Genomic DNA, 18,742 nt, shown 5'->3' on the forward strand with positions numbered 1-18,742 from the left:
CCAGGACGGTCAGTCGGCGTCCTGGCCGGCGAACCAGTCGGCGTAGACGGTGGTGCGGGCCAGGTGCCGGGTCAGGTCCGGGGCGCCGTCGTCCCACCACACGGGGCCGCGCTCCCCCAGGGCGTGCTTGGCGCGGTCGACCCGTTCCCGGGCCGCCTCCCGCGCGTCGGCGTCGGCGGCGTCGCGCTTGGCCCGCCGCGCCGACATCAGTTCCGAGACGAGCTCGGCGCGGCGCTCCTCGTCCAGCGAGGGGTCAGACCGCCGCCACAACCGGCCCCGGACGACGAGGTACCGGCCGTCGGGGGTGAGGAGGGGTCCGTCCGTGCGGCTCAGAGCCCGTCACCGGGCCGGGGCGCGGACTCGTCCGGGCCGGGGGTCTCGTCCAGCGCTGCGGCGTGACGACCGGACCGGAGCAGACCCACCACGAGCAGGGCGCCGACCAGCACCTCCAGCACGATGACGACCTCGACCACCCGTCCAGGATGCGGGCCGGTCGCCCGCTGCGCCACCGGGTTCAGGCGCCGGTCACCGCCGCCGGGGCGGGAACCTCGACGGCGAGGTACCGGAAGGTCCCGCGAGGTGCGTCGAACCGGGAGAAGTCCCGCCAGTGGAGCGCGTAGGACCCGTCGAGCACGACGTCGTTCGACGCGCTGTCGCCGTCCCCCCGCACCAGCCGACCGGACAGCTCACGACCCTCGTGGAGGCGGAACGCCCGGTCACGCGTCGACGGCTCGCTCGCGGGCGGCTGCCACAACCCCGCGACGTCGCTCAGCAGGAGGGCGATCCCGTTGCGCCCCGGCGCCGCCGAGAGTTCCAGACGGCGGACGTCCTGGACGAAGCCCAGCCGGGCCAGGTCCGTCGCGGCGTGGTCCTTCAGGGCGTAGGTCTCCCCGTCCTGCTCGACGTCGAGACGACCCGTGGAGTACTTCAGCTCCACGGCCGTGCTCGCTCCCGCCGCGACGTCCGTCACGAGCAGGTCGAGGTACGTCGACCTCTCGGCCCGGGCGGGGACCTCCAGCCGGACCCGCAGGTCCGGGCCGCGCCGTGCGACCAGGGCGGCGAGCGCGTGCTGGAGGTCGGCCTCCGAGTGGTAGACCGCTCACTCCCGGGCCAGCTCGGCCAGGAGGTCGTCGAGGTCGAACCGGCCGGCGATCGTCGTCACGATCCCACTCCGGCGCGACAGGTGGCCGTTCGTCGCCCGGACGACGAAACGACCGGCCCCCTCGTGGGGACCGGCCGTCCGGTGGTGCGAGTCAGTGCGTCGGCGTGCGCGGTCCGGGCACCACGGCCGGGCGGCGGACGAGGAACGACAACCCGAGGGCGACGAGCGAGATGATCCCGCCCCACACGAAGGCGCCCCGGACCCCGTCGGCGACGGAGTGCAGCGCGTCCGACCCCCCGGCCAGGCTGGCGGCGGAGCGGGTGGACAGGACCGTGACGAACAGCGCCGTCCCGGCGGCGCCGGCGAGCTGCTGCACGGTGCCGACGACGGCCGACCCGTGCGGGTACAGCTCCGCCCGCAGCGACCCCAGCGCCGACGTGAACAGCGGGGTGAACATGAACGCGAGCCCGGCGCTCAGCAGCGTGTGGACGACGACGACCATGCCCGCGGGGGTCCCCGGGTGCAGGGTCGTCAGCAGCCACAAGGCGCCGCTGACCGCGACCGCGCCCGGCGTGACGAGCGGGCGGGGGCCGTACCGGTCGAACAGACGGCCGACGAACGGCGACAGGACACCCATGACCGCCCCACCGGGCAGCAGCAGCAGGCCCGTCTCCAGCGACCCCAGCTGCAGCACCGTCTGCAGGAAGATCGGCAGCACGATGAGCGTGCCGAACAGGCCCATGAAGCTCGTGACGAGCACGACGGTGGAGACCGTGAACGAGCGGTTCCCGAACACCCGCAGGTCCATGAGGGCGCTGCCCGTGCGGTTCAGCCGGAACTGCCGCGCGACGAACGTGGCGAGAGCCAGCACCCCGACGGCGACGGGGATCCACGGCGCCACCGGCGCGTGGCCGGACGCCGACTCGCCGATGCTCGACAGGCCGTAGATCAGGCCGCCGAAACCGACCGCGGACAGCAGGAGGGAGAGCACGTCCAGGCGCGCGTCCCGCGGCGCCGTGACGTTGCGGACCTTCCACGCGCCCGCGGCCAGGGCCAGGAGCGCGATGGGCAGGACGATGATGAACATCCACCGCCAGGACAGCGAGTTCAGGATGATCCCGGAGATCGTCGGCCCGATCGCGGGCGCCACCGAGATGACCACGGAGATCATCCCCATGGTCCTGCCGCGGCTGGCCGCCGGGACCAGGGTCATGGCCGTCGTCATGAGCAGCGGCATCATGACGGCCGTGCCGGTGGCCTGGACGACGCGGCCGACGAGCAGGAGCTCGAAACCGGGGGCGGCGGCGGCGATCGCGGTGCCGAGACTGAACAGCCCCATGGCCGCGACGAAGACCTGCCGCAGCCGGAACCGCTCCATGATGAACCCGGTGGCGGGGATGACGACGGCCATGGTGAGCATGAACCCGGTCGTCAGCCACTGGCCGGTGGCGGCCGTGATGCCGAGGTCGGCCATGAGCCGCGGCAGCGCCACACCCATGATCGTCTCGTTGAGGATGACGACGAAGGCCGAGACGAGCAGGAGCCCGATGACGGTCGCGTCGCCGGGGGCGAGCCGGTCGCGCTCGGGCGCGGGGTCGAGGGCGGGGGCGGGCGCGACGGGCTTCACGGTCGCGTCCTCGTTCGTGGACATGGGTGAGGACTCCTCGTGGTGGTGACCGTCGCCACCCTAGTGGCAGTCACTGCCAACTCGACAGCGGATATCGTCGATCCGTGACCGTCACCCCGGACCTGCGCGAGCGCCGCCGCCTCGCCACCCAGGCCGAGATCGAGGAGGTGGCCCTCGACCTGTTCGCCCGGCACGGCTCCGACCGCACGACGGTCGACGACATCGCCTCGGCCGCGGGGGTCTCCCCGCGCACCTTCTTCCGGTACTTCGCCACCAAGGAGGACGCCGCCCTCGGCGCGAGCCGGGCCTTCGACGCCGCCGTCGCCGCCCGGGTCGAGGCCCTCGTGGGCCGCGGCGCGGCCCTGCGCGACTTCGAGGACGTCATCGCCGAGGTCCTCGCCGAGATGGCCGCCGCCCCCGGGTCCATCGACCGCATGCTGCGCGTGCGCTGCCTCGTCATGGACGACGCCGGGCTGCGCAGCGCCCTGCTGCGCCTGGACGCCGAGCAGTCGCGGGCCTTCTTCCGCCGGATCGCCACCGCGACCGGGTCGCCGACGGTCGACCTGCGCACCCGCGTCATCGCCGAGACCCTCGGCGCCGGGTTGCGCGCCGCCCTCGACGACTGGGCCTGGCGGCGCGAGGCCGGCGAGGACGCCGACGTCGTCGCGATCTACCGCCAGACCTGCGCGGCGCTGCGGGAGGTCGCGGCGGGCTGAGGCCGCGCCCCCGTCAGCGCGCGCCGGCCCCCGGCACCGCGCTCACGACGGGACCACCGGTCCGCTGACGCTCTGGTCCACGAGCGCCCCGAGCGCGGGGCTCCACTCGATGAACCCGTGCTGGAAGTCCACCCGCCGGCCCCCGGGGACGTCGAACTCGCCGGACGTCGGGTACCCGAGCACGCCGTCCTCCGCGCCCGCCCGGCGGTAGCGGTCGAGGATCGGGCCCTGCAGGGCCCGGGCCCCGGTCTGCGGCGACCAGAACAGCGCGCCGCCCTGGTAGTCCTGGTGGACACCGCCGGCCCGCCCCGCGACCTCCTGCGTGGTCGGGTACCCCAGGTAGCCGTTCTCGTAGCCCGTCGTCGCGTACAGGCGCAGGAACTCCCCGGACACGCTGTGGGCGCCCGTGGTGGGCGACCAGTAGGCGACACCGCCCTGGAACACCTGGTAGACGCCCCCGGCCCGGATGTCCGCCTCCTGCGACAGCGGGTAGCCGAGCAGGCCGTTCTCCCAGCCCGTCGCGCCGAACAGGTCGCGGAAGGACCCCGAGACCGAGTGGGCGCCCGACGCCGGTGACCAGTACAGCGTCCCGCCCTGGAACACCTGGTAGACACCCCCGGAGCGGATCGGGTTCTCCGTCGACGTCGGGTAGCGCAAGAACCCGTTCTCCCACCCGGTCCACGACCAGAGGTTCAAGAACTCCCCGGACACGTCCCAGGCCCCGCTGGCCGGGCTCCAGTAGATGACGCCGCGCTCGAAGACGTCGTACGCACCCCCCGTGGCGGTGGCCGTCTGGCACACGACCGGGCGGCCGAGGATCGAGGCCTCGCCCCCCATCACGACGTAGCGGATCGCGATGTTCCCGCGCACGCACGCGTCGGCCGACACCGCGGCTGAGGCCGGGGCCGCGGCGACCGGCCCGGCGGCCAGCAGGCCCGCGGACGCCAGCAGGGAGGCAGCCACTCGCTTCACGTCGTCTCCTGTCGCGCCCCGATCGGTCGCCGGGTCGCGCGGGCAGCATACGGCGCACCCGGCCCGCGCACAGGCCCTTCGACTGATCGGCGGCACCGCCTGCCGCGCAGCGGGTTCAGCCCGTGGGCACCCAGAACCGCGCCTCCTGGCCGCGCTGGTCCTGGAACAGCCCGCCGTTCCTCTCGATCGTCCGCCGGGACGCGACGTTGCCGACGTCGCACGTCACGAGGGCGCACTCGATACCGAGGTCGCGCACGACGGGCAGCACCGCGGCGAGCATCGCGGTGGCGTGGCCGCGGCGGCGGTGCTGCGGGACGACCCAGTACCCGACGTGACCGCCGAGGTCGCGCAACCGGGGCGTGAGGCGGTGCCGGACCTGGACGCGCCCCAGGTACTCCCGGCCCCGCACCCACCACAGGTTCGTCGACGGCACGAAACCCTCCGGCCGCGGCGTCCCCTCCCGGGTGTCGGCGAGCAGCCCGCCGACCCAGCCCTCGAAACCCTCGTCGTCCAGGTGCGCTACCCCGGCGTAGGCGGGGTGGGCGTCCCAGTCCGGGCGCGCCGCCGCGGCCCGCACGGAGTCCGCGACGGACGCGCGCGGGACGACGAGCTCGGGCATCAGCTCAGACCCTGCAGCGCAGGGGCTCCCGGCGGGTAGTAGGAGCGCATCCAGCTCGGGAACTCCTGCAGGATCCGGTCGTACAGCTCCGCGTCGTCGACGGCGTCGAGGTCGTCGAGCGCGAAGAACCCCGTGTTGTCGAACTCCCGGCCCGACAGCGTGTCGAGCTTCTCCAGGATCCCGTAGTTCGACCGGCCGATCCCGATGAACTGCCAGAACACGGGGGCGCGCTCGACGGCCCGCAGCGCCTTCTCGGTGCCCCTGTTGTCGGTGACCCCGCCGTCGTGGAAGAACAGCACGAGCGTGGGGATGTCGAGGGGTTCGCGGACGACGTAGCGGGCGACGTCCTCGATGACGGCCTTCTCGTTGTTCCAGCCCTCGGCCTCGGTGTAGCGCTTGGCGGTGTACGTCGCCAGCCACCGCGGGAGGTCACCGATGGTGATGTCCTCCAGCCGCTTCGCGCGGCCCCCCATCGCCCACGCCTGCATCTCGGCGCCGTCGTCGACCTGCGCGGCGACGGGCGCGACGCGTTCGACGGCCCGGGAGAACACCCCCTTGCGGTACAGGGAGCTCGTGCTGCCGGAGACGTCGAGGACGACGATCACCCGGCAGCGCAGACCCGTCAGGCGGTGCTTGGTCAGGACCACCGCGACCTGCTGCTTGCGCAGGTTCAGCTTCTCGCGCATGTCGGCGGGCAGCTTCTCCTCGCCCTTGGTGAAGGACACCCGCGGGGGCGCGGGCTGGGCGCTGGGCTGGGTGGCGGGCTGGGTGGCGGGCTGGGTGGCGGGCTGGGCGGCGGGCTCGTCGTCCACGACCACGCCGAAGTCGGTCGCCAGGCCGCCCAGGCCGTTGTCGTAGCCCTGCCCCACCGCCCGGACCTTCCACGCCCCGGACCGCTGGTAGACCTCCGCGAGGACGGCGACGGTCTCGGTGCCCAGCCGGGACGGGGTGAACTCGACCGCGTCGCCCCCGTGCTCCACGGTGAGCCGCACGGTGGTCCCCGCGAACGTGGAACCCTCCCGCTCGGGGCTGGCGACCACGACGACCCGGTCCGCCCCCGGCCGCAGCGCCGTCAGGTCCAGGGCCAGCGTCCGGCCCTCCAGCCGCACCCCCGGGGCGGTGGGCTGGTTGAAGAACACCATGTCGGCGTCGCCGCCGACCTTGCCGTCCGGGTTCACGACGAGGGCCGTGACGTCGACGGGGCCGTCGACGCGGACGCGGACGGAGGGTGCGGACAGGGGCGCGTTGCCGCCTTCGGTGAGCGTGGCCACAGGACCTGTCTACCCGAGGGACGGGGGTCGGTGGCAGGGTCGGGGCATGTCCACGTGGTTCATCACCGGTTGCTCGACGGGTCTGGGGCGCGCCCTGGCCCTCGCCGTCCTCGAACGCGGTCACTCCGCCGTCGTCACCGCCCGCGACGCCTCGCGCGTCGAGGACATCGCGCAGACCGCCCCCGACCGGGCCCTCGCGCTGTCCCTCGACGTCACCTCCCCCACCCAGGTCGCCGAGGCCGTGGCCCGGGCCGAGGAGCGCTTCGGCGGGATCGACGTCGTCGTGAACAACGCCGGGTACGGCTACCGCGCGGCCGTGGAGGAGGGCGTCGACGAGGACGTGCAGACCCTGTTCGCCACGCACGTGTTCGGGGCCGCGTCGGTGCTGAAGGCCGCGTTGCCGGGGATGCGGGCCCGGCGCAGCGGCGCCGTGCTGAACGTGTCGTCGATCGGCGCGCACGTGTGCCCGCCGGGGTCGGGGTACTACGCGGCGGCCAAGGCGGCGCTGGAGGCGATGTCCCGGTCGCTGCGGCAGGAGCTCGCGCCGCTGGGGATCTCGGTGACGATCGTCGCGCCGGGCGGGTTCCGGACGGACTTCGCGGGGCGCTCGCTGACGCAGTCGCCCGAGCCCATCGCCGACTACGCCGGGACCGCCGGCCCGCGGCGCATCGAGAACGACACCGTGCACGGCACGCAGCCGGGCGACCCGGCGAAGGCGGCTGAGGCGATGATCGCCCTGGCCGAGGCGGAGAACCCGCCGTCGTCGATCTTCCTGGGCTCGGACGCGCTGGCCTCCATCGAGGCCGTCCTGAAGGAGCGCGTCGCGGAGGTCAACGTGTGGCGGGAGCTGAGCACCAGCACCGACTTCTGATCCCCGTGCCGCCTCGGGGGACCTGTGGTTGCCTGACGCCATGACACGCATCGGAACCTCGGACCTCGACGTGCGCCCGCTGAACCTGGGCGGGAACGTCTTCGGCTGGACCGCCGACGAAGCCACCTCGCACGCCGTCCTCGACGCCTTCGTCGAGGGCGGCGGCGACTTCATCGACACCGCCGACGTGTACTCGGCCTGGTCCGACGGCGGCGCCGGCATCTCCGAGACCATCATCGGCACCTGGCTGGCCAAGAGCGGCAAGCGCGACCAGGTCGTCATCGCCACCAAGGTCTGCAGCAAGGAGGACCGCAAGGGCCTGGCGGCGGACAACATCGTCAAGGCGGTCGACGAGTCCCTGCAGCGCCTGCAGACGGACCGGATCGACCTGTACTGGGCCCACCGGGACGACCAGAGCGTGGAGCTGGCCGAGACCCTGGGCGCGTTCGACGCGCTCGTGACGGCCGGCAAGGTCCGCGCGATCGGCGCCTCGAACTACACCGGCGCCCGCCTCACCGAGGCGCTGGAGACCTCCCGCCGGGAGGGTTTCGCCAGCTACGCCGCGGTGCAGAACCACTACAACCTCGTCGAGCGCGCGGAGTACGAGCAGGACGCGCTGCCCGTCGCCGAGGCCAACGGCCTGGCCTCGCTGCCCTACTACTCCCTCGCGTCGGGGTTCCTCACCGGCAAGTACCGTCCCGGCCGGCTGGCCGAGTCCCAGCGCCAGGCCGGGGCCGCCAAGTACCTCGACGACCCCCGCGGGCCGAAGGTCCTGGAGGCGCTGGACTCCGTCGCCGCCGCCCACGGCGTGCAGGTCGCCTCGGTGGCCCTGGCCTGGTTGCGCCAGCAGCCGACGGTCGTCGCACCGATCGCGAGCGCCCGCACGGTCGAGCAGCTCGCGCCGCTGCTGGCCTCGATGGACCTGGAGCTGAGCGGCGAGGAGCTGGCGACGCTGGACGCCGCCTCGCGCTGAACGCACAGGAAGCTCACGTTCCCTGCACCCCCACGGGCACGCGCGGGCACCGCGCGTGCCGCACAGTGGAGGGGTGAGCACGACAGCCGCGCACCAGCCGTACACCCCGTCGCGCCCCCGGGGCGGGCGCAGGACCTGGTCCTGGGTCGCCCTGGGCGGGGCGTGGTGGCAGCTGGTGGCGCTGGGCGTCCTGTACTACGTGTGCGTGCGGACGGCGACGGGCCAGACGCACGAGAACCGGCTGCACGCGCAGGCCGTGGCGACGCGGGGTGCGGAGACGGGCTGGCTGCGGCGGGCGTTCGACCTGGTGGACCGGCTGGAGCCGCAGCACCTCGTGGTGGGGATCGTCCTCGTGGGGGCGGTGGCGCTGCTGCGGGGCCGTCCGGTGCGGGCGCTGCAGGCGGTCGTGGTGGCGGGCGGGACGCTCGGCCTGACGGAGCTGCTGAAGCTGGTGCTGCTGGAACGCCCGGACCTGCTGGACCACGGCTGGTCCTCGAACAGCCTGCCGTCCGGGCACACCGCCGCGGTCCTGGGGCTGGTGCTGGGGCTGCTGGTGGCCGCGCCGCGGTGGCTGCGGTTCCCGCTGGCGCTGGCGGGGGCGGCCGCGGCGGGGGCGATGGGGGCGTTCGTCATCGCCGACGGGTGGCACCGGGTGAGCGACGTGCTGGCCTCGGCGCTGGTGGGCTCGATCGTGTTCTGCCTGGTGCAGGTGCTGCCGAGCCGGGACCGCCGGTCGCGGGGCGCGCTGGTGTCGGTGTCGGTGCTCGTCCCGGTGGCCTGCGCCGCGGCGCTGGTGGTGGTCTACGCGGGGGGCGTGCCGCTGCGGACGGCCTACCTGGTGGCGGGCGCGGTCGTGGCGCTGACGGTCCTGGCGGCGGCCAGGGCCCTCCCGCGGGAGGTGCGGGCCGCGGCCTGAGGGCAGGATGGTCCGCATGCCGCAGCACTTCGACGAAGACCCGACCCCGCCCGACGCACCCCGCGAGACCCAGGACGGGCCCGAACCCCGCGTGGTCGTGGTGACCCCGCAGGGCATGGGCATCGCCGAGCCGCCCGAGGACGGCGAGCCGGGCCCGGCGGACCTGGTGTCGCAGCCGGCGAAGGTCATGCGGATCGGCAGCATGATCAAGCAGCTCCTGGAGGAGGTGCGGTCGGCGCCCCTGGACGAGGCGGGCCGCAACCGCCTGGCGGAGATCCACGAGCGGTCGCTGAACGAGCTGGAGGACGGTCTCTCGGCCGACCTGGTGGAGGAGCTGCGGCGCATCGCGCTGCCCTTCGCGGAGGGCCAGACGCCGTCGGAGAGCGAGTTGCGGATCGCGCAGGCCCAGCTCGTCGGGTGGCTGGAGGGTCTGTTCCACGGCATCCAGACGGCACTGGTGGCCCAGCAGATGGCCGCCCAGGCCCAGCTGCAGGAGATGCGGCGCGCGCTGCCCGGGGGTGTCGTCCCGCAGGGGCGGCACGACCAGATGCCGCGCGCGCAGGGTCCGGGGACGGGGCAGTACCTCTGAGGCTCGCGTTCTGGCGGTCCGCTCCGGACCCCCTCGGGGAGGGGGTCTGGTCGCGGGCCGACCACGCCGTCGACCGGGCGGTGCGCCGCGTCGAGATGGTCGTCGCCGGCACCGCCCCGGGCCCGGCGCGCGAGTCGCTGGAGGCGTTCCTGCCGCGGGTGGACCTCGTCGCCCGCTCGGTGCGGGCGCAGTGCCTGCGGGCGCAGGAGGTCGCCCCCTCGTCGTCGGCGATGCTCGTGCCGGGCGGGCCGGACGGGGAGCACCCGGAGGTCCACCGGCGGCTGACGCGGACGGCGACGGCGTGCGCGCAGGTCGCCGAGGCGGCGGCGATGGTGCGGGTCTCGGGTGAGGCGGACCCGGACCTGCTGGCGGCCGTCGAGCGGGCCGTGGTGAAGGCCGAGGAGCTGGCGCTGCTGCGCTGAGCCTCAGTCCGCCAGGAGGCGGCGGACGGCGTCGACGACGACGTCGCGCCGGTGCCGGGCCGAGCCCGCGGTGAGGTCGTCGAGCTCGGGCACGGCGGCGTGCCAGAGGGTCGAGATCTGCAGGACGAGCCCGAGGAGCTCGGCCGCCGACCAGCGCTCGGGCAGCCGCCCGTCGGCCTGGGCCGCGGCGATGGCCTCGACCTTGGCGCGGTTGGCGTCCTGGATGGAGCGGACCCGCCCGCCTCCGGCGGTGCCCTCCCGCGGGTCGCTGCCGCTGTGCTCCAGGCGGTGCCAGGCGGCGATGCGCTGCACCTCGGGCCGGGCGGCGTAGGAGTCGTGGAGGCGGCCGGCGTAGCCGGGCAGGTCGTCGACGTCGATCGGGACGTCGGTGGTGGTGCGCGTGACGATGGCGTCGAAGACGGCGGTGAACAGCCCGTCCTTGCTGCCGAAGTAGTGGTAGATCTGCGCCTTGTTCGAGCCGGCCGCGGCGGCGATCCGGTCGACGCGCGCGCCGGCCAGGCCCCGGGCGGAGAACTCCGCCGTCGCCGCCTCGAGCAGTCGTCCCCTGGTCGCCTCCGCGTCGCCCGCCACGACGCCATCCTAGGACTAACCGTTTGGTTGACAGCCGCAGCGGCGCGACGTACGGTCCCTGTTGTCAACCAAACGGTTAGTCGAAAGGATCCACCGTGAGCCAGGTCTTCCTCGTCACCGGCGCCTCCCGCGGCCTCGGCCGCGCGATCGCGGAGGCGGCCGCCGCCGCCGGGCACCACGTCCTCGCCACCGCCCGCCGCCCCGAGACCCTCGACGACCTCGTCGCCGCCTCCGACGGGCGCGTGCGCGCCGCCGCCCTCGACGTCACCGACGCCGCCGCCGCCCAGCGCGCCGTCGCCGCGGCCGTCGAGGCGTTCGGCCGCCTCGACGTCCTCGTCAACAACGCCGGGTACGCCAACCTCGGCAGCGTCGAGGACACCCCGCTGGACGACTTCCGCGCCCAGGTCGAGACCAACCTGCTCGGCGTCGTCACCCTGACCAAGGCCGCGCTGCCCGTGATGCGCCGCCAGGGCGGCGGGCACGTCGTGCAGGTCTCCTCCGTCGGTGGCCGGATGGCCACCCCCGGCCTCGGGGCCTACCAGGCGGCCAAGTGGGCCGTCGGCGGCTTCTCGGAGGTCCTCGCCGCCGAGACCGCCGGCCTCGGGATCAAGGTCACCGTGCTCGAACCCGGGGGGATGCAGACCGACTGGGCCGGCTCGTCCATGACCGTCCACCCCGCCGGCGAGGCGTACGCGCCGCTCATGGACCGGCTGCGCCGGCTGCACGACGACCTCGCCGGGGGCAGCTCCGCGAGCACCCCGGAGCAGGTCGCCCAGCTCGTCCTGCGGGTGGCCGCCCTGGACGAGCCGCCGCTGCGCCTGCTCGTGGGGACCGACGCCGCCGACCTCGGACCCGAGAGCCTGCGTCGCCGCCTCGCGGAGGACGAGCGCTGGCGGGAGCTGTCGCTGTCCGTGGCCCGGGAGGACGCCGCCCCGCTGGACCTGTCCGTCCTCGGCCACTGAGCCCCGGGGCCGGTGCGCGGTTCGGGTCGTGGACGCATCGCGCCAATAGGTTCGCCACGATGCGTCCACGACCCGGACCCACGCGACCACCGGCCGGGGCGGGCGGGGTGGCTCGTGTCGGAGGTCGGTGTCACGGTGTGCTCATCCCGGCCGACCACCGGGTGACGGACGAAGCGATCAGGGGGACGTCTCGTGCACATCGACAACGCTCGTGAACTCAAGGCCCGGCTGCTGTCGGGTGTCGTGCAGGCCTCCTCGCTGGACCAGCCGACGGGGGTCGCCAGCGTCGGCATCAGCGTGCTGCCGTCCGGCGGGGCCGACGGCCCGCGCTACGGACTGGCGGTGCGGTACTCGGGCAACCGCGGCGAGGTGCTGGCCGACAGCGCCCGCGAGCTGGCGGCGCGCACGGCCGGGGACGAGGTGGACATCCGCGAGATCGGGCTCGTGCAGGCGCTGACGGCGCCGACCGAGCCGGGCACGTGGGCGCCGGGGGCGTTGCAGGCCAAGGTGCGTCCGCTGCACCCGGGGCTGTCGATCGCCCAGCGGGACGTCACCGCCGGCACGCTCGGCGGGTTCGTGCGGATCGAGGGGTCCGACGGCCTGTACGCGCTGTCCAACAACCACGTGCTCGCCAACTCCGACCAGGCGGCCCTGGAGGACCCGGTGCTGCAGCCCGGCCCCTACGACGGGGGGACGGCCGCCGACCGCGTGGGGCGCCTCGCGCGGGCGGTGGCCCTGGACGCCGGCGGCGGGAACGCCGTCGACGCCGCCATCGCGCTGCTGGAGGACGACCAGGTGGACCTGGAGTACCCGGTGGGCCGCCTCGTCGGCTGGACCGACCCCGACGACGAGGTCGCCGTGGAGAAGGTCGGGCGCACCACCGGCTGGACGAAGGGCCGCATCAGCGCGATCGAGCTCGACGACGTGGCCGTCCAGTACCCCGTCGGGGTCGTCTCCTTCGACGGTCAGATCGAGGTCGAGGGGGACGCGGGCGCGTTCTCCGCCGGCGGCGACTCGGGGTCCCTGGTGTACCGGCCGGACACCCGCCAGGCCGTCGGGCTGCTCTTCGCGGGCAGCGAGCGCGGCGGGGCGAACGGGGCGGGGCTGACGTTCTGCAACCCGATCGGCCTTGTGCTCAGCGCCCTCGGTGCGACACTGGTGCTCTAGGCGCGGCCCTCCCCCCTTCCCCGGGGCGGACACGCAGACCGGCCGCCGACCGGACCAGGGAGTCGGGTGTGAGCGACCGGAACGCTGCACGGGCCGCGAAGTTGCAGGTCAAGGACCTCGTGGGGGCCGATCCCCGGGTCAACGGGATCGGCCTGACCCACGTGGGCCCGGAGTGGGCCGTGAAGGTCAACGTGGTCGACGACCAGGACTACCCGGACCTGCCCGAGCGGGTCGCCGGGGTCCCGGTCGTCGTCCGCGGGATCGGGCGGGTCAGCGCGCTCTGAGCAGGCGCTCCAGCACCTGCGCGACCCCGTCGTCGCCGCAGTCGGGGGCGACGCCGTCGGCCGCCTCGATGGCCTCGGGGTGGCCGTCGGCCATGGCGTAGGACCGCCCCGCCCAGCGCAGCATCTCCAGGTCGTTCGGCATGTCCCCGAACGCGACGACCCCGGCGGCGGTGATGCCGCGCTCGGCGGCGACCTCGGCGAGCGTCGAGGCCTTGCTGACGCCCGCGGCCATGATCTCCACGAGGGAGTCCGCGGCGTTGGAGTGCGTCACGTTGACGAGCCCGTCGACCTGCTCGCGCGCGATCGCGACCATCTCGTCCGAGGCGACGCCCGGGCACTTGGCGAGGATCTTCACGACGGGCGGGGCGTCGCGCAGGAGCTCGTCGAACTCCGCGACGCGCTGCTCCAGACCGCTGTCGAAGCGCGTCGCGTACTGCGGTTCGCGGCGGAACCCGACGACGGCCTCCAGGGCGAACCCGATGCCCGGCAGCGCCGGGCGCAACCGCGCGACGACCTCGCGCAGCACGTCGACGGCGATGGGGTGCTGGCGCACGACGGCGTCGGCGTCCAGGTCGTAGACGATCGCGCCGTTCGCGCAGACCACCTGACCCCGCAGCCCCGCCTCGGCCGCCAGCGGCGTCACCCAGCGCGGCGGGCGGCCCGTGACGGGGACGACGGGGATGCCCGCGGCGTCGCACGCCGCGAACGCGGCCAGCGTGCGGGCGCTGACCGGGGCGTCGCGCGGGATGACGGTGCCGTCGAGGTCGGTGGCGACCAGCTTCCACGTCCGGGCGAACTCGGTCTCGAGCGTGTCGACTGCGGCTGCCTCGGACGTCACGGACCCATCCTGTCACCCCGCGCGGGCGGGCCCGCGCACCGTCCCGGTCGCGGGCCGCCCCCGCTCACTCGCGCCGGATCGCGACCAGCTTCTGCAGCGCGACGAAGGCCAGCAGGACCACGCCGATGAACACCCGGGTGTACCAGGAGTCCAGCCCCTCGCGGGCGATGAGCACCTGGATGAGGCCGTAGACCAGCACCCCGGCGCCGGTGCCCAGGACGAAACCGACGCCCCCGGACAGCAGCGTCCCGCCGATGACGACGGCGGCGATCGCGTCGAGCTCCATGCCGATGCCGGTCAGGTTGAAACCCGACTTCGTGTAGAGCGCGAAGAGGAGGCCGGCGATGCCCGCGCAGGTGCCGGAGACGATGTAGACGCCGATCCGGGTCCGCGCCGGGCGCAGCCCCATGAGTTCCACCGCGGCGCCGCGGTCGCCCGCCCCGAGCCCGTACACGCTGCGGCCGAACCGGGTGTAGTGCAGCACGTACACGGCCAGCAGCAGGACGGCCAGGGCGATGAGCATGCTGGCGTTGATGCGCCACGTCTCGCGGCCCTCGCCGAACTTCAGGCTCCACGAGGCCAGCGCCGAGAACCCCGGGTCGTCGATCTTCAGGGAGTTCGTGCTCACCACGTTGGCCAGGCCGCGGGCCAGGAACATCACCGCCAGGGAGGCGATGAAGGGCTGGATGTCGAACACCTGCACCATCACGCCGATGACCGAGCCGCAGCAGGTGCCGATGAGGACGCCGACGACCAGCACGACCGGCAGCGGGACCCCGGCGGTGAACAGCTTCGCCGTGACGAGCCCGACGAGGGCGACCACGGCCCCCACCGACAGGTCGATGCCCCCGGCGAGGACGACGAACGTCATCCCCACCGCCAGCACCAGCAGGTAGGAGTTGTCCAGCAGCAGGTTCGACAGCAGGCGCATGCTGAGGAAGTCCGCGCGGGCCGTGCTGTAGCGCTGCTGGCCGACGCCGAGCATCACGACGAGCGTCAGCAGGGTGCCCACGACGGGCAGGAAGCGGCGGTCGAGGCGGCCCAGCAGGGCCCGGCCGCGCGGGGTGCGCCGGGTGGCCGGCGCCCCCGGTGCGCGCAGGGGGGACAGTCGCGTGCTCACGCCGCCACCTCCACGGGGGCCGGGCGGCGCGGGGCCGTCCGCCGCGACCTCAGCCGGGAGCGCAGCGCGGGCGAGGCCGCGACGCAGACCGCGATGAGGACGACGGCCTTGAACAGCGGGGTCGTCTGGCTGGGCAGCTCGAAGACGATGACGGCGCGTTCGAGGGTCGACAGCAGCAGCGCGCCGACGACCAGCCCCCCGAGGTGGAAGCGGCCGCCGTCGAGCCGCGTGCCGCCGAGGACGACGACCATGATGGCGTCGAGCTCCTTCAGCAGGCCGATGTTGTTGGCGTCCGCGGCCATCGTCGGCGCGCCGTAGACGATCCCGGCCAGGGCGGCGAGCAACCCGGCGATGACGTACACCGTCCAGGTGGTCGAGCGGGCCTTGACCCCGGCGAGCCGGCTCGCCTCGCGGTTGATGCCGACCGATTCGAGGAACATCCCGAGGGCGGTGCGCCGCACGACGAGCGCGACGAGGACGAACACGACGGCGGCGATGACGACCGGGACCGGGATCCCGCCCAGGAAGCCGGAACCGAGGGACTTGAACGGTGCGCTCGTCACCGTGGTGATCTGGCCCTGGGTGATGAGCATCGCGACCCCGCGCCCGGCGACCATGAGGATCATCGTGGCGATGAACGGCTGGATGCCCAGGGACGTGACCATGAACCCGTTGAAGGCCCCGACCGCCAGGCCCAGGACGAGCCCGAGCCCGACGGCCACCACGACGTTCGCCGGGGCCGCGGGGTCGCCCGAACCCGCCAGGTAGGTCAGGGAGACCGCCAGCGACATGGCCATGACCGCTCCGACGGACAGGTCGATCCCGCCGGTGGCGATGACCAGGCACATGCCCAGGGCCAGCAGCAGCGGGGTGGCGCTGTTGCGCAGCAGGTCGACGAGCTGGCCGTAGAGGTTCCCGTCGCGGGTGGCGACGTCGAGGAAACCCGGGCTCTTCAGGCCGCACGCCAGCAGCAGGACCACCAGCGCCAGGACGGGCCACACGAGCCCGTGCTGGGTGGCCCTGCGCAGCAGCGCGGACGGGTCCGCGCCCTTCGAGGGACCGCTCACGAGGCCCTCACCTCCGTGTTCGCGATGGTCTCCAGGACGGTGTCGGTCGTCACCGACGCGGTGTTCGTGATCTCGGCGACCTTGTGCCGGTCGCGCATGACGACGATGCGCTGGCTCAGCCGCAGCACCTCCTCCAGCTCGGAGGAGATGAAGACGATGGACATGCCGTCCGCGGCGAGTTCGGCGATGAGGCGCTGGATCTCCGTCTTGGCGCCGATGTCGATGCCGCGGGTCGGTTCGTCCAGGACCATCAGCCGGGGTGCGGTGGCCAGCCAGCGGGCCAGCAGGACCTTCTGCTGGTTGCCGCCGGACAGGTTGCGGATGAGGGCGTTCGGGTTGGGCGGGTTGATGTTCAGCAGCACCACGTACTTCTGCACGACCTCGTCGAGTTCGCGCTTGGGGATCCGCCGCCAGGTCCCCCGGCCGGCCTGCAGCGCCAGGGCGATGTTCTCCCGGACGGTGAGGTCGCCGATGATGCCCTCCTTCTTGCGGTCCTCGCTGGACATCGCCAGGTGCCGGCGCAGCGCCGCCAGCGGGGTCGGCAGCTTCACCGGCCGCCCGTCCAGCGACAGGTTCCCGCGGTCGGGGCGGTCGGCGCCGACGAGCAGGCGGGCCGCCTCGGTGCGGCCGGAGCCCAGCAGCCCGGCGAAACCGACGATCTCGCCCGGGTACAGGTCCAGGTCGAAGGGCTCGACGGCACCGGAACGGCCGAGGCCGAGCCCGGTGAGCAGCGGCGTCTCCCGCGGGGAGTGCGGGGTGATGGCGGCGCGGGCCTGTTCCTCGATGCCGGCCAGCGCCTCGCCGGACCGGCCGATCATGTGGGAGACGAGTTCGCGCCGCGGCAGGTCGGCGGTGAGGAACTCACCGACGAACCGGCCGTTGCGCAGCACCGTCATCCGGTCGGACAGCTCGTAGACCTGGTCGAGGAAGTGCGAGACGAACAGGATCGCGACGCCGGAGTCCCGCAGGCTGCGCACGACGCGGAACAGCTCGGCCACCTCGGCGCGGTCCAGGCTGGACGTGGGCTCGTCGAGGACGAGGACCCGGGAGTCGACGACGAGGGCCCGGGCGATGGCGCAGAGCTGCTGCACCGCGATGCTGTGGGCCGACAGCTGCGAGCGCACGTCGAGGTCGAGGTTCAGCCGTTCCAGGTAGGTGCGGGCCGCCCTGCGGGTCGCCGGCCAGTCGATGAACGGCCCGCGCCGGATCTCGTGGCCGAGCATGACGTTCTCGGCGACGCTCAGGTTCGGGCAGAGGTTCACCTCCTGGTAGACGGTGCTGATGCCCGCCGCCTGGGCCTGGCTGGGCCCGGTGAACCGCACCTCGCGGCCGTCGACGGTCATCCCGCCGTGGTCGATGCGGTGGACCCCGGTGAGGGCCTTGATGAGCGTCGACTTCCCCGCGCCGTTCTCCCCCATGAGGGCGTGCACCTCACCGCGGCGCAGCACGAGGTCGACCCCGTCGAGGGCCTTCACGCCGGGGAACGTGATGGTGATTCCGGTCATGCGGACGACGCAGTCGCCGCTCGTGCCGTGGGGTGTGGGCATCGCGCGCCTCTCTCAGAGCTCGTGGGACCGGGCGGGCGCGTCGTTCAGTAGGCCCGGCCGTCGACGACGGACTGGGTGGTGGTCTGGTCGAACGCCTGGTCCTGCACGATGGTCTTCTTCGGGACGTCCTCGCCGGCGGCGACCTTCTTGATGAGCCCGGCGAGCTGGTCGCCGAAGACGGGGTTGCACTCGACGATGTAGTTGATCTTCTTGTCCACCAGGGCCTGCAGGCCGTCGCGGACGCCGTCGACGGACACGATGCGGATGTCCTCGCCCGGGACCTTACCGGCGGCCTCGATGGCCTCGATCGCGCCGAGGGCCATGTCGTCGTTGTGGGAGAAGATGAGCGTGGCGTCCGGGTAGGTCTGCAGGGCGGCCTCCACGGCGGTCTTGCCCTCGGCCCGCGTGAAGTTCCCGCTGGCCTTGCCGACGACCTGCTTGCCGACGCCGGCGTCGAACCCCTTCTCGCGGTCGACCTGCGCCCCGGAACCGAGGGTGCCCTGCAGTTCGAAGACCTTGGCGTCGGGGGCGTTCTTCGCGACCCACTCCCCGGCCGTCTTGCCCTCCTGCTCGAAGTCGGCGCCGATCCAGGTGGCGAACGGGTCCTCCACGGTGGTGTCGACCGTGCGGTCGACCAGGACCACGGGGATGCCGGCGTCCTTGATCTCCTGGAGCACCTCGTCCCAGCCGGTCTCGATGACCGGGGAGAAGGCGATGACGTCGACGTCCTGGGTGATGAAGTCGCGCAGCGCCTTGATCTGGTTCTCCTGCTTCTGCTGGGCGTCGACGAAGGTGAGGTCGAAGCCGTTCGCGGACGTCAGCGCCTTCTTGACGGACTCGGTGTTGGCGGTGCGCCAGCCGCTCTCGGCCCCCAACTGGGAGAAGCCCACGGTGATGCTGCCGCTGCCCGCCTCCGCGCCGGCGGTCTCGCTGTCGCCGCCGCAGGCGGTCAGCCCGGCCAGGCCGGCCGCGCCGGCCAGGCCCGCGGCGAAGACCGAACGGCGGCTGAGGGTTCGCGTTGAAAGCATGAGCTCCTCCTAGAGCGAGGTCGACTGCTGTGTCGATCTGGATGGATTGTGAGCGTTCAC

General features: G+C 73.6%; 22 protein-coding genes. 9 read left to right on the forward strand and 13 right to left on the reverse strand.

The features are described from left to right. Nucleotides 1–9: 9 nt before the first annotated feature. From CLV37_RS14870 to CLV37_RS14880, 4 genes are all read right to left on the reverse strand, one after another. Nucleotides 10–333, reverse strand: a complete 324-nt coding sequence (locus CLV37_RS14870) for a hypothetical protein (RefSeq protein WP_106211711.1) — start codon at nucleotides 331–333, stop codon at nucleotides 10–12. Further along, nucleotides 330–473 carry a hypothetical protein gene (locus CLV37_RS27650; protein ID WP_170127284.1) on the reverse strand — a complete coding sequence of 48 codons (144 nt, stop codon included), beginning with the start codon at nucleotides 471–473 and terminating at the stop codon, nucleotides 330–332. The genes CLV37_RS14870 and CLV37_RS27650 overlap by 4 nt, the downstream gene beginning before the upstream one ends. Before the next feature lie 41 nt (nucleotides 474–514). Further along, the gene (locus CLV37_RS14875; RefSeq protein WP_106211713.1) at nucleotides 515–970 is read right to left on the reverse strand and encodes a hypothetical protein; all 456 of its coding nucleotides are present in this window, start codon (nucleotides 968–970) and stop codon (nucleotides 515–517) included. 283 nt (nucleotides 971–1,253) lie between these two features. Continuing rightward, complete coding sequence (locus tag CLV37_RS14880) at nucleotides 1,254–2,753, reverse strand: MDR family MFS transporter (RefSeq protein WP_106211715.1); 1,500 nt, start codon at nucleotides 2,751–2,753, stop codon at nucleotides 1,254–1,256. Nucleotides 2,754–2,833: 80 nt separating this feature from the next. On the opposite strand from CLV37_RS14880, the gene CLV37_RS27075 reads away from it, so the two are divergent. Then, nucleotides 2,834–3,445 (forward strand): TetR family transcriptional regulator, encoded by a 612-nt coding sequence (locus CLV37_RS27075; RefSeq protein ID WP_146149423.1) that lies wholly within the window; start codon nucleotides 2,834–2,836, stop codon nucleotides 3,443–3,445. Nucleotides 3,446–3,487: 42 nt separating this feature from the next. Here CLV37_RS27075 and CLV37_RS14895 read toward each other — a convergent pair whose 3' ends face one another. The 3 genes from CLV37_RS14895 to CLV37_RS14905 all read right to left on the reverse strand — a co-directional run bounded on the left by CLV37_RS14895 (nucleotide 3,488) and on the right by CLV37_RS14905 (nucleotide 6,307). Next, nucleotides 3,488–4,417 carry an LGFP repeat-containing protein gene (locus tag CLV37_RS14895; RefSeq protein WP_146149424.1) on the reverse strand — a complete coding sequence of 310 codons (930 nt, stop codon included), beginning with the start codon at nucleotides 4,415–4,417 and terminating at the stop codon, nucleotides 3,488–3,490. A 115-nt stretch (nucleotides 4,418–4,532) separates the two neighbouring features. Beyond that, nucleotides 4,533–5,036: a GNAT family N-acetyltransferase gene (locus CLV37_RS14900; RefSeq protein WP_106211719.1), complete on the reverse strand. Its 504-nt coding sequence runs from the start codon at nucleotides 5,034–5,036 to the stop codon at nucleotides 4,533–4,535. Then, nucleotides 5,036–6,307 carry a VWA domain-containing protein gene (locus CLV37_RS14905; RefSeq protein ID WP_106211721.1) on the reverse strand — a complete coding sequence of 424 codons (1,272 nt, stop codon included), beginning with the start codon at nucleotides 6,305–6,307 and terminating at the stop codon, nucleotides 5,036–5,038. Before CLV37_RS14905 ends, CLV37_RS14900 begins: the two co-directional genes overlap by 1 nt. A gap of 46 nt (nucleotides 6,308–6,353) precedes the next feature. Between CLV37_RS14905 and CLV37_RS14910 the strand changes: the two genes are divergently transcribed. The 5 genes from CLV37_RS14910 (at nucleotide 6,354) to CLV37_RS28875 (ending at nucleotide 10,078) form a co-directional block, all read left to right on the forward strand. Further along, nucleotides 6,354–7,178 (forward strand): oxidoreductase, encoded by an 825-nt coding sequence (locus tag CLV37_RS14910; protein WP_106211723.1) that lies wholly within the window; start codon nucleotides 6,354–6,356, stop codon nucleotides 7,176–7,178. A 40-nt stretch (nucleotides 7,179–7,218) separates the two neighbouring features. Then, nucleotides 7,219–8,151, forward strand: a complete 933-nt coding sequence (locus CLV37_RS14915; protein ID WP_106211725.1) for an aldo/keto reductase — start codon at nucleotides 7,219–7,221, stop codon at nucleotides 8,149–8,151. A 73-nt stretch (nucleotides 8,152–8,224) separates the two neighbouring features. Further along, on the forward strand, nucleotides 8,225–9,067 hold the full coding sequence (locus CLV37_RS28870) for a phosphatase PAP2 family protein (protein ID WP_106211727.1): 843 nt from the start codon (nucleotides 8,225–8,227) through the stop codon (nucleotides 9,065–9,067). Nucleotides 9,068–9,083: 16 nt separating this feature from the next. Beyond that, nucleotides 9,084–9,656, forward strand: a complete 573-nt coding sequence (locus CLV37_RS14925; protein ID WP_170127285.1) for a bacterial proteasome activator family protein — start codon at nucleotides 9,084–9,086, stop codon at nucleotides 9,654–9,656. An 80-nt stretch (nucleotides 9,657–9,736) separates the two neighbouring features. After that, nucleotides 9,737–10,078 carry a hypothetical protein gene (locus CLV37_RS28875; RefSeq protein ID WP_106211731.1) on the forward strand — a complete coding sequence of 114 codons (342 nt, stop codon included), beginning with the start codon at nucleotides 9,737–9,739 and terminating at the stop codon, nucleotides 10,076–10,078. Between the two features lie 3 nt (nucleotides 10,079–10,081). Here the strand turns inward: CLV37_RS28875 and CLV37_RS14935 are convergent, their stop codons facing one another. Further along, nucleotides 10,082–10,669 (reverse strand): TetR/AcrR family transcriptional regulator, encoded by a 588-nt coding sequence (locus CLV37_RS14935; RefSeq protein WP_106211733.1) that lies wholly within the window; start codon nucleotides 10,667–10,669, stop codon nucleotides 10,082–10,084. Between the two features lie 95 nt (nucleotides 10,670–10,764). On the opposite strand from CLV37_RS14935, the gene CLV37_RS14940 reads away from it, so the two are divergent. The 3 genes from CLV37_RS14940 (at nucleotide 10,765) to CLV37_RS14950 (ending at nucleotide 13,082) form a co-directional block, all read left to right on the forward strand. After that, nucleotides 10,765–11,631: an SDR family NAD(P)-dependent oxidoreductase gene (locus CLV37_RS14940; protein WP_106211735.1), complete on the forward strand. Its 867-nt coding sequence runs from the start codon at nucleotides 10,765–10,767 to the stop codon at nucleotides 11,629–11,631. Between the two features lie 192 nt (nucleotides 11,632–11,823). Further along, a complete protein-coding gene (locus CLV37_RS14945) occupies nucleotides 11,824–12,798 on the forward strand; it encodes a chymotrypsin family serine protease (RefSeq protein ID WP_106211737.1) in 975 nt (324 codons plus the stop codon). 68 nt (nucleotides 12,799–12,866) lie between these two features. Then, nucleotides 12,867–13,082 carry a hypothetical protein gene (locus CLV37_RS14950; protein ID WP_106211739.1) on the forward strand — a complete coding sequence of 72 codons (216 nt, stop codon included), beginning with the start codon at nucleotides 12,867–12,869 and terminating at the stop codon, nucleotides 13,080–13,082. On the opposite strand, the gene CLV37_RS14955 is transcribed toward CLV37_RS14950, so the two are convergent. The 5 genes from CLV37_RS14955 to CLV37_RS14975 form a co-directional block, all read right to left on the reverse strand. After that, nucleotides 13,069–13,920 (reverse strand): HAD family hydrolase, encoded by an 852-nt coding sequence (locus CLV37_RS14955; RefSeq protein ID WP_211298667.1) that lies wholly within the window; start codon nucleotides 13,918–13,920, stop codon nucleotides 13,069–13,071. The genes CLV37_RS14950 and CLV37_RS14955 overlap by 14 nt on opposite strands. Before the next feature lie 64 nt (nucleotides 13,921–13,984). Next, the gene (locus tag CLV37_RS14960) at nucleotides 13,985–15,040 is read right to left on the reverse strand and encodes an ABC transporter permease subunit (RefSeq protein ID WP_211298668.1); all 1,056 of its coding nucleotides are present in this window, start codon (nucleotides 15,038–15,040) and stop codon (nucleotides 13,985–13,987) included. Further along, nucleotides 15,037–16,107 carry an ABC transporter permease gene (locus CLV37_RS14965; RefSeq protein WP_106211741.1) on the reverse strand — a complete coding sequence of 357 codons (1,071 nt, stop codon included), beginning with the start codon at nucleotides 16,105–16,107 and terminating at the stop codon, nucleotides 15,037–15,039. The genes CLV37_RS14960 and CLV37_RS14965 overlap by 4 nt, the downstream gene beginning before the upstream one ends. Then, nucleotides 16,104–17,612, reverse strand: coding sequence for a sugar ABC transporter ATP-binding protein (locus CLV37_RS14970; protein ID WP_211298669.1), 1,509 nt, complete (start codon nucleotides 17,610–17,612; stop codon nucleotides 16,104–16,106). The genes CLV37_RS14965 and CLV37_RS14970 overlap by 4 nt, the downstream gene beginning before the upstream one ends. An 86-nt stretch (nucleotides 17,613–17,698) precedes the next feature. Continuing rightward, entirely contained in the window at nucleotides 17,699–18,682 is a 984-nt protein-coding gene (locus tag CLV37_RS14975; protein WP_106211745.1) for an ABC transporter substrate-binding protein, read from the reverse strand. Nucleotides 18,683–18,742 lie beyond the last annotated feature (60 nt).

The sequence above is a fragment of the Kineococcus rhizosphaerae genome, from assembly GCF_003002055.1.
Taxonomy (GTDB): domain Bacteria; phylum Actinomycetota; class Actinomycetes; order Actinomycetales; family Kineococcaceae; genus Kineococcus; species Kineococcus rhizosphaerae.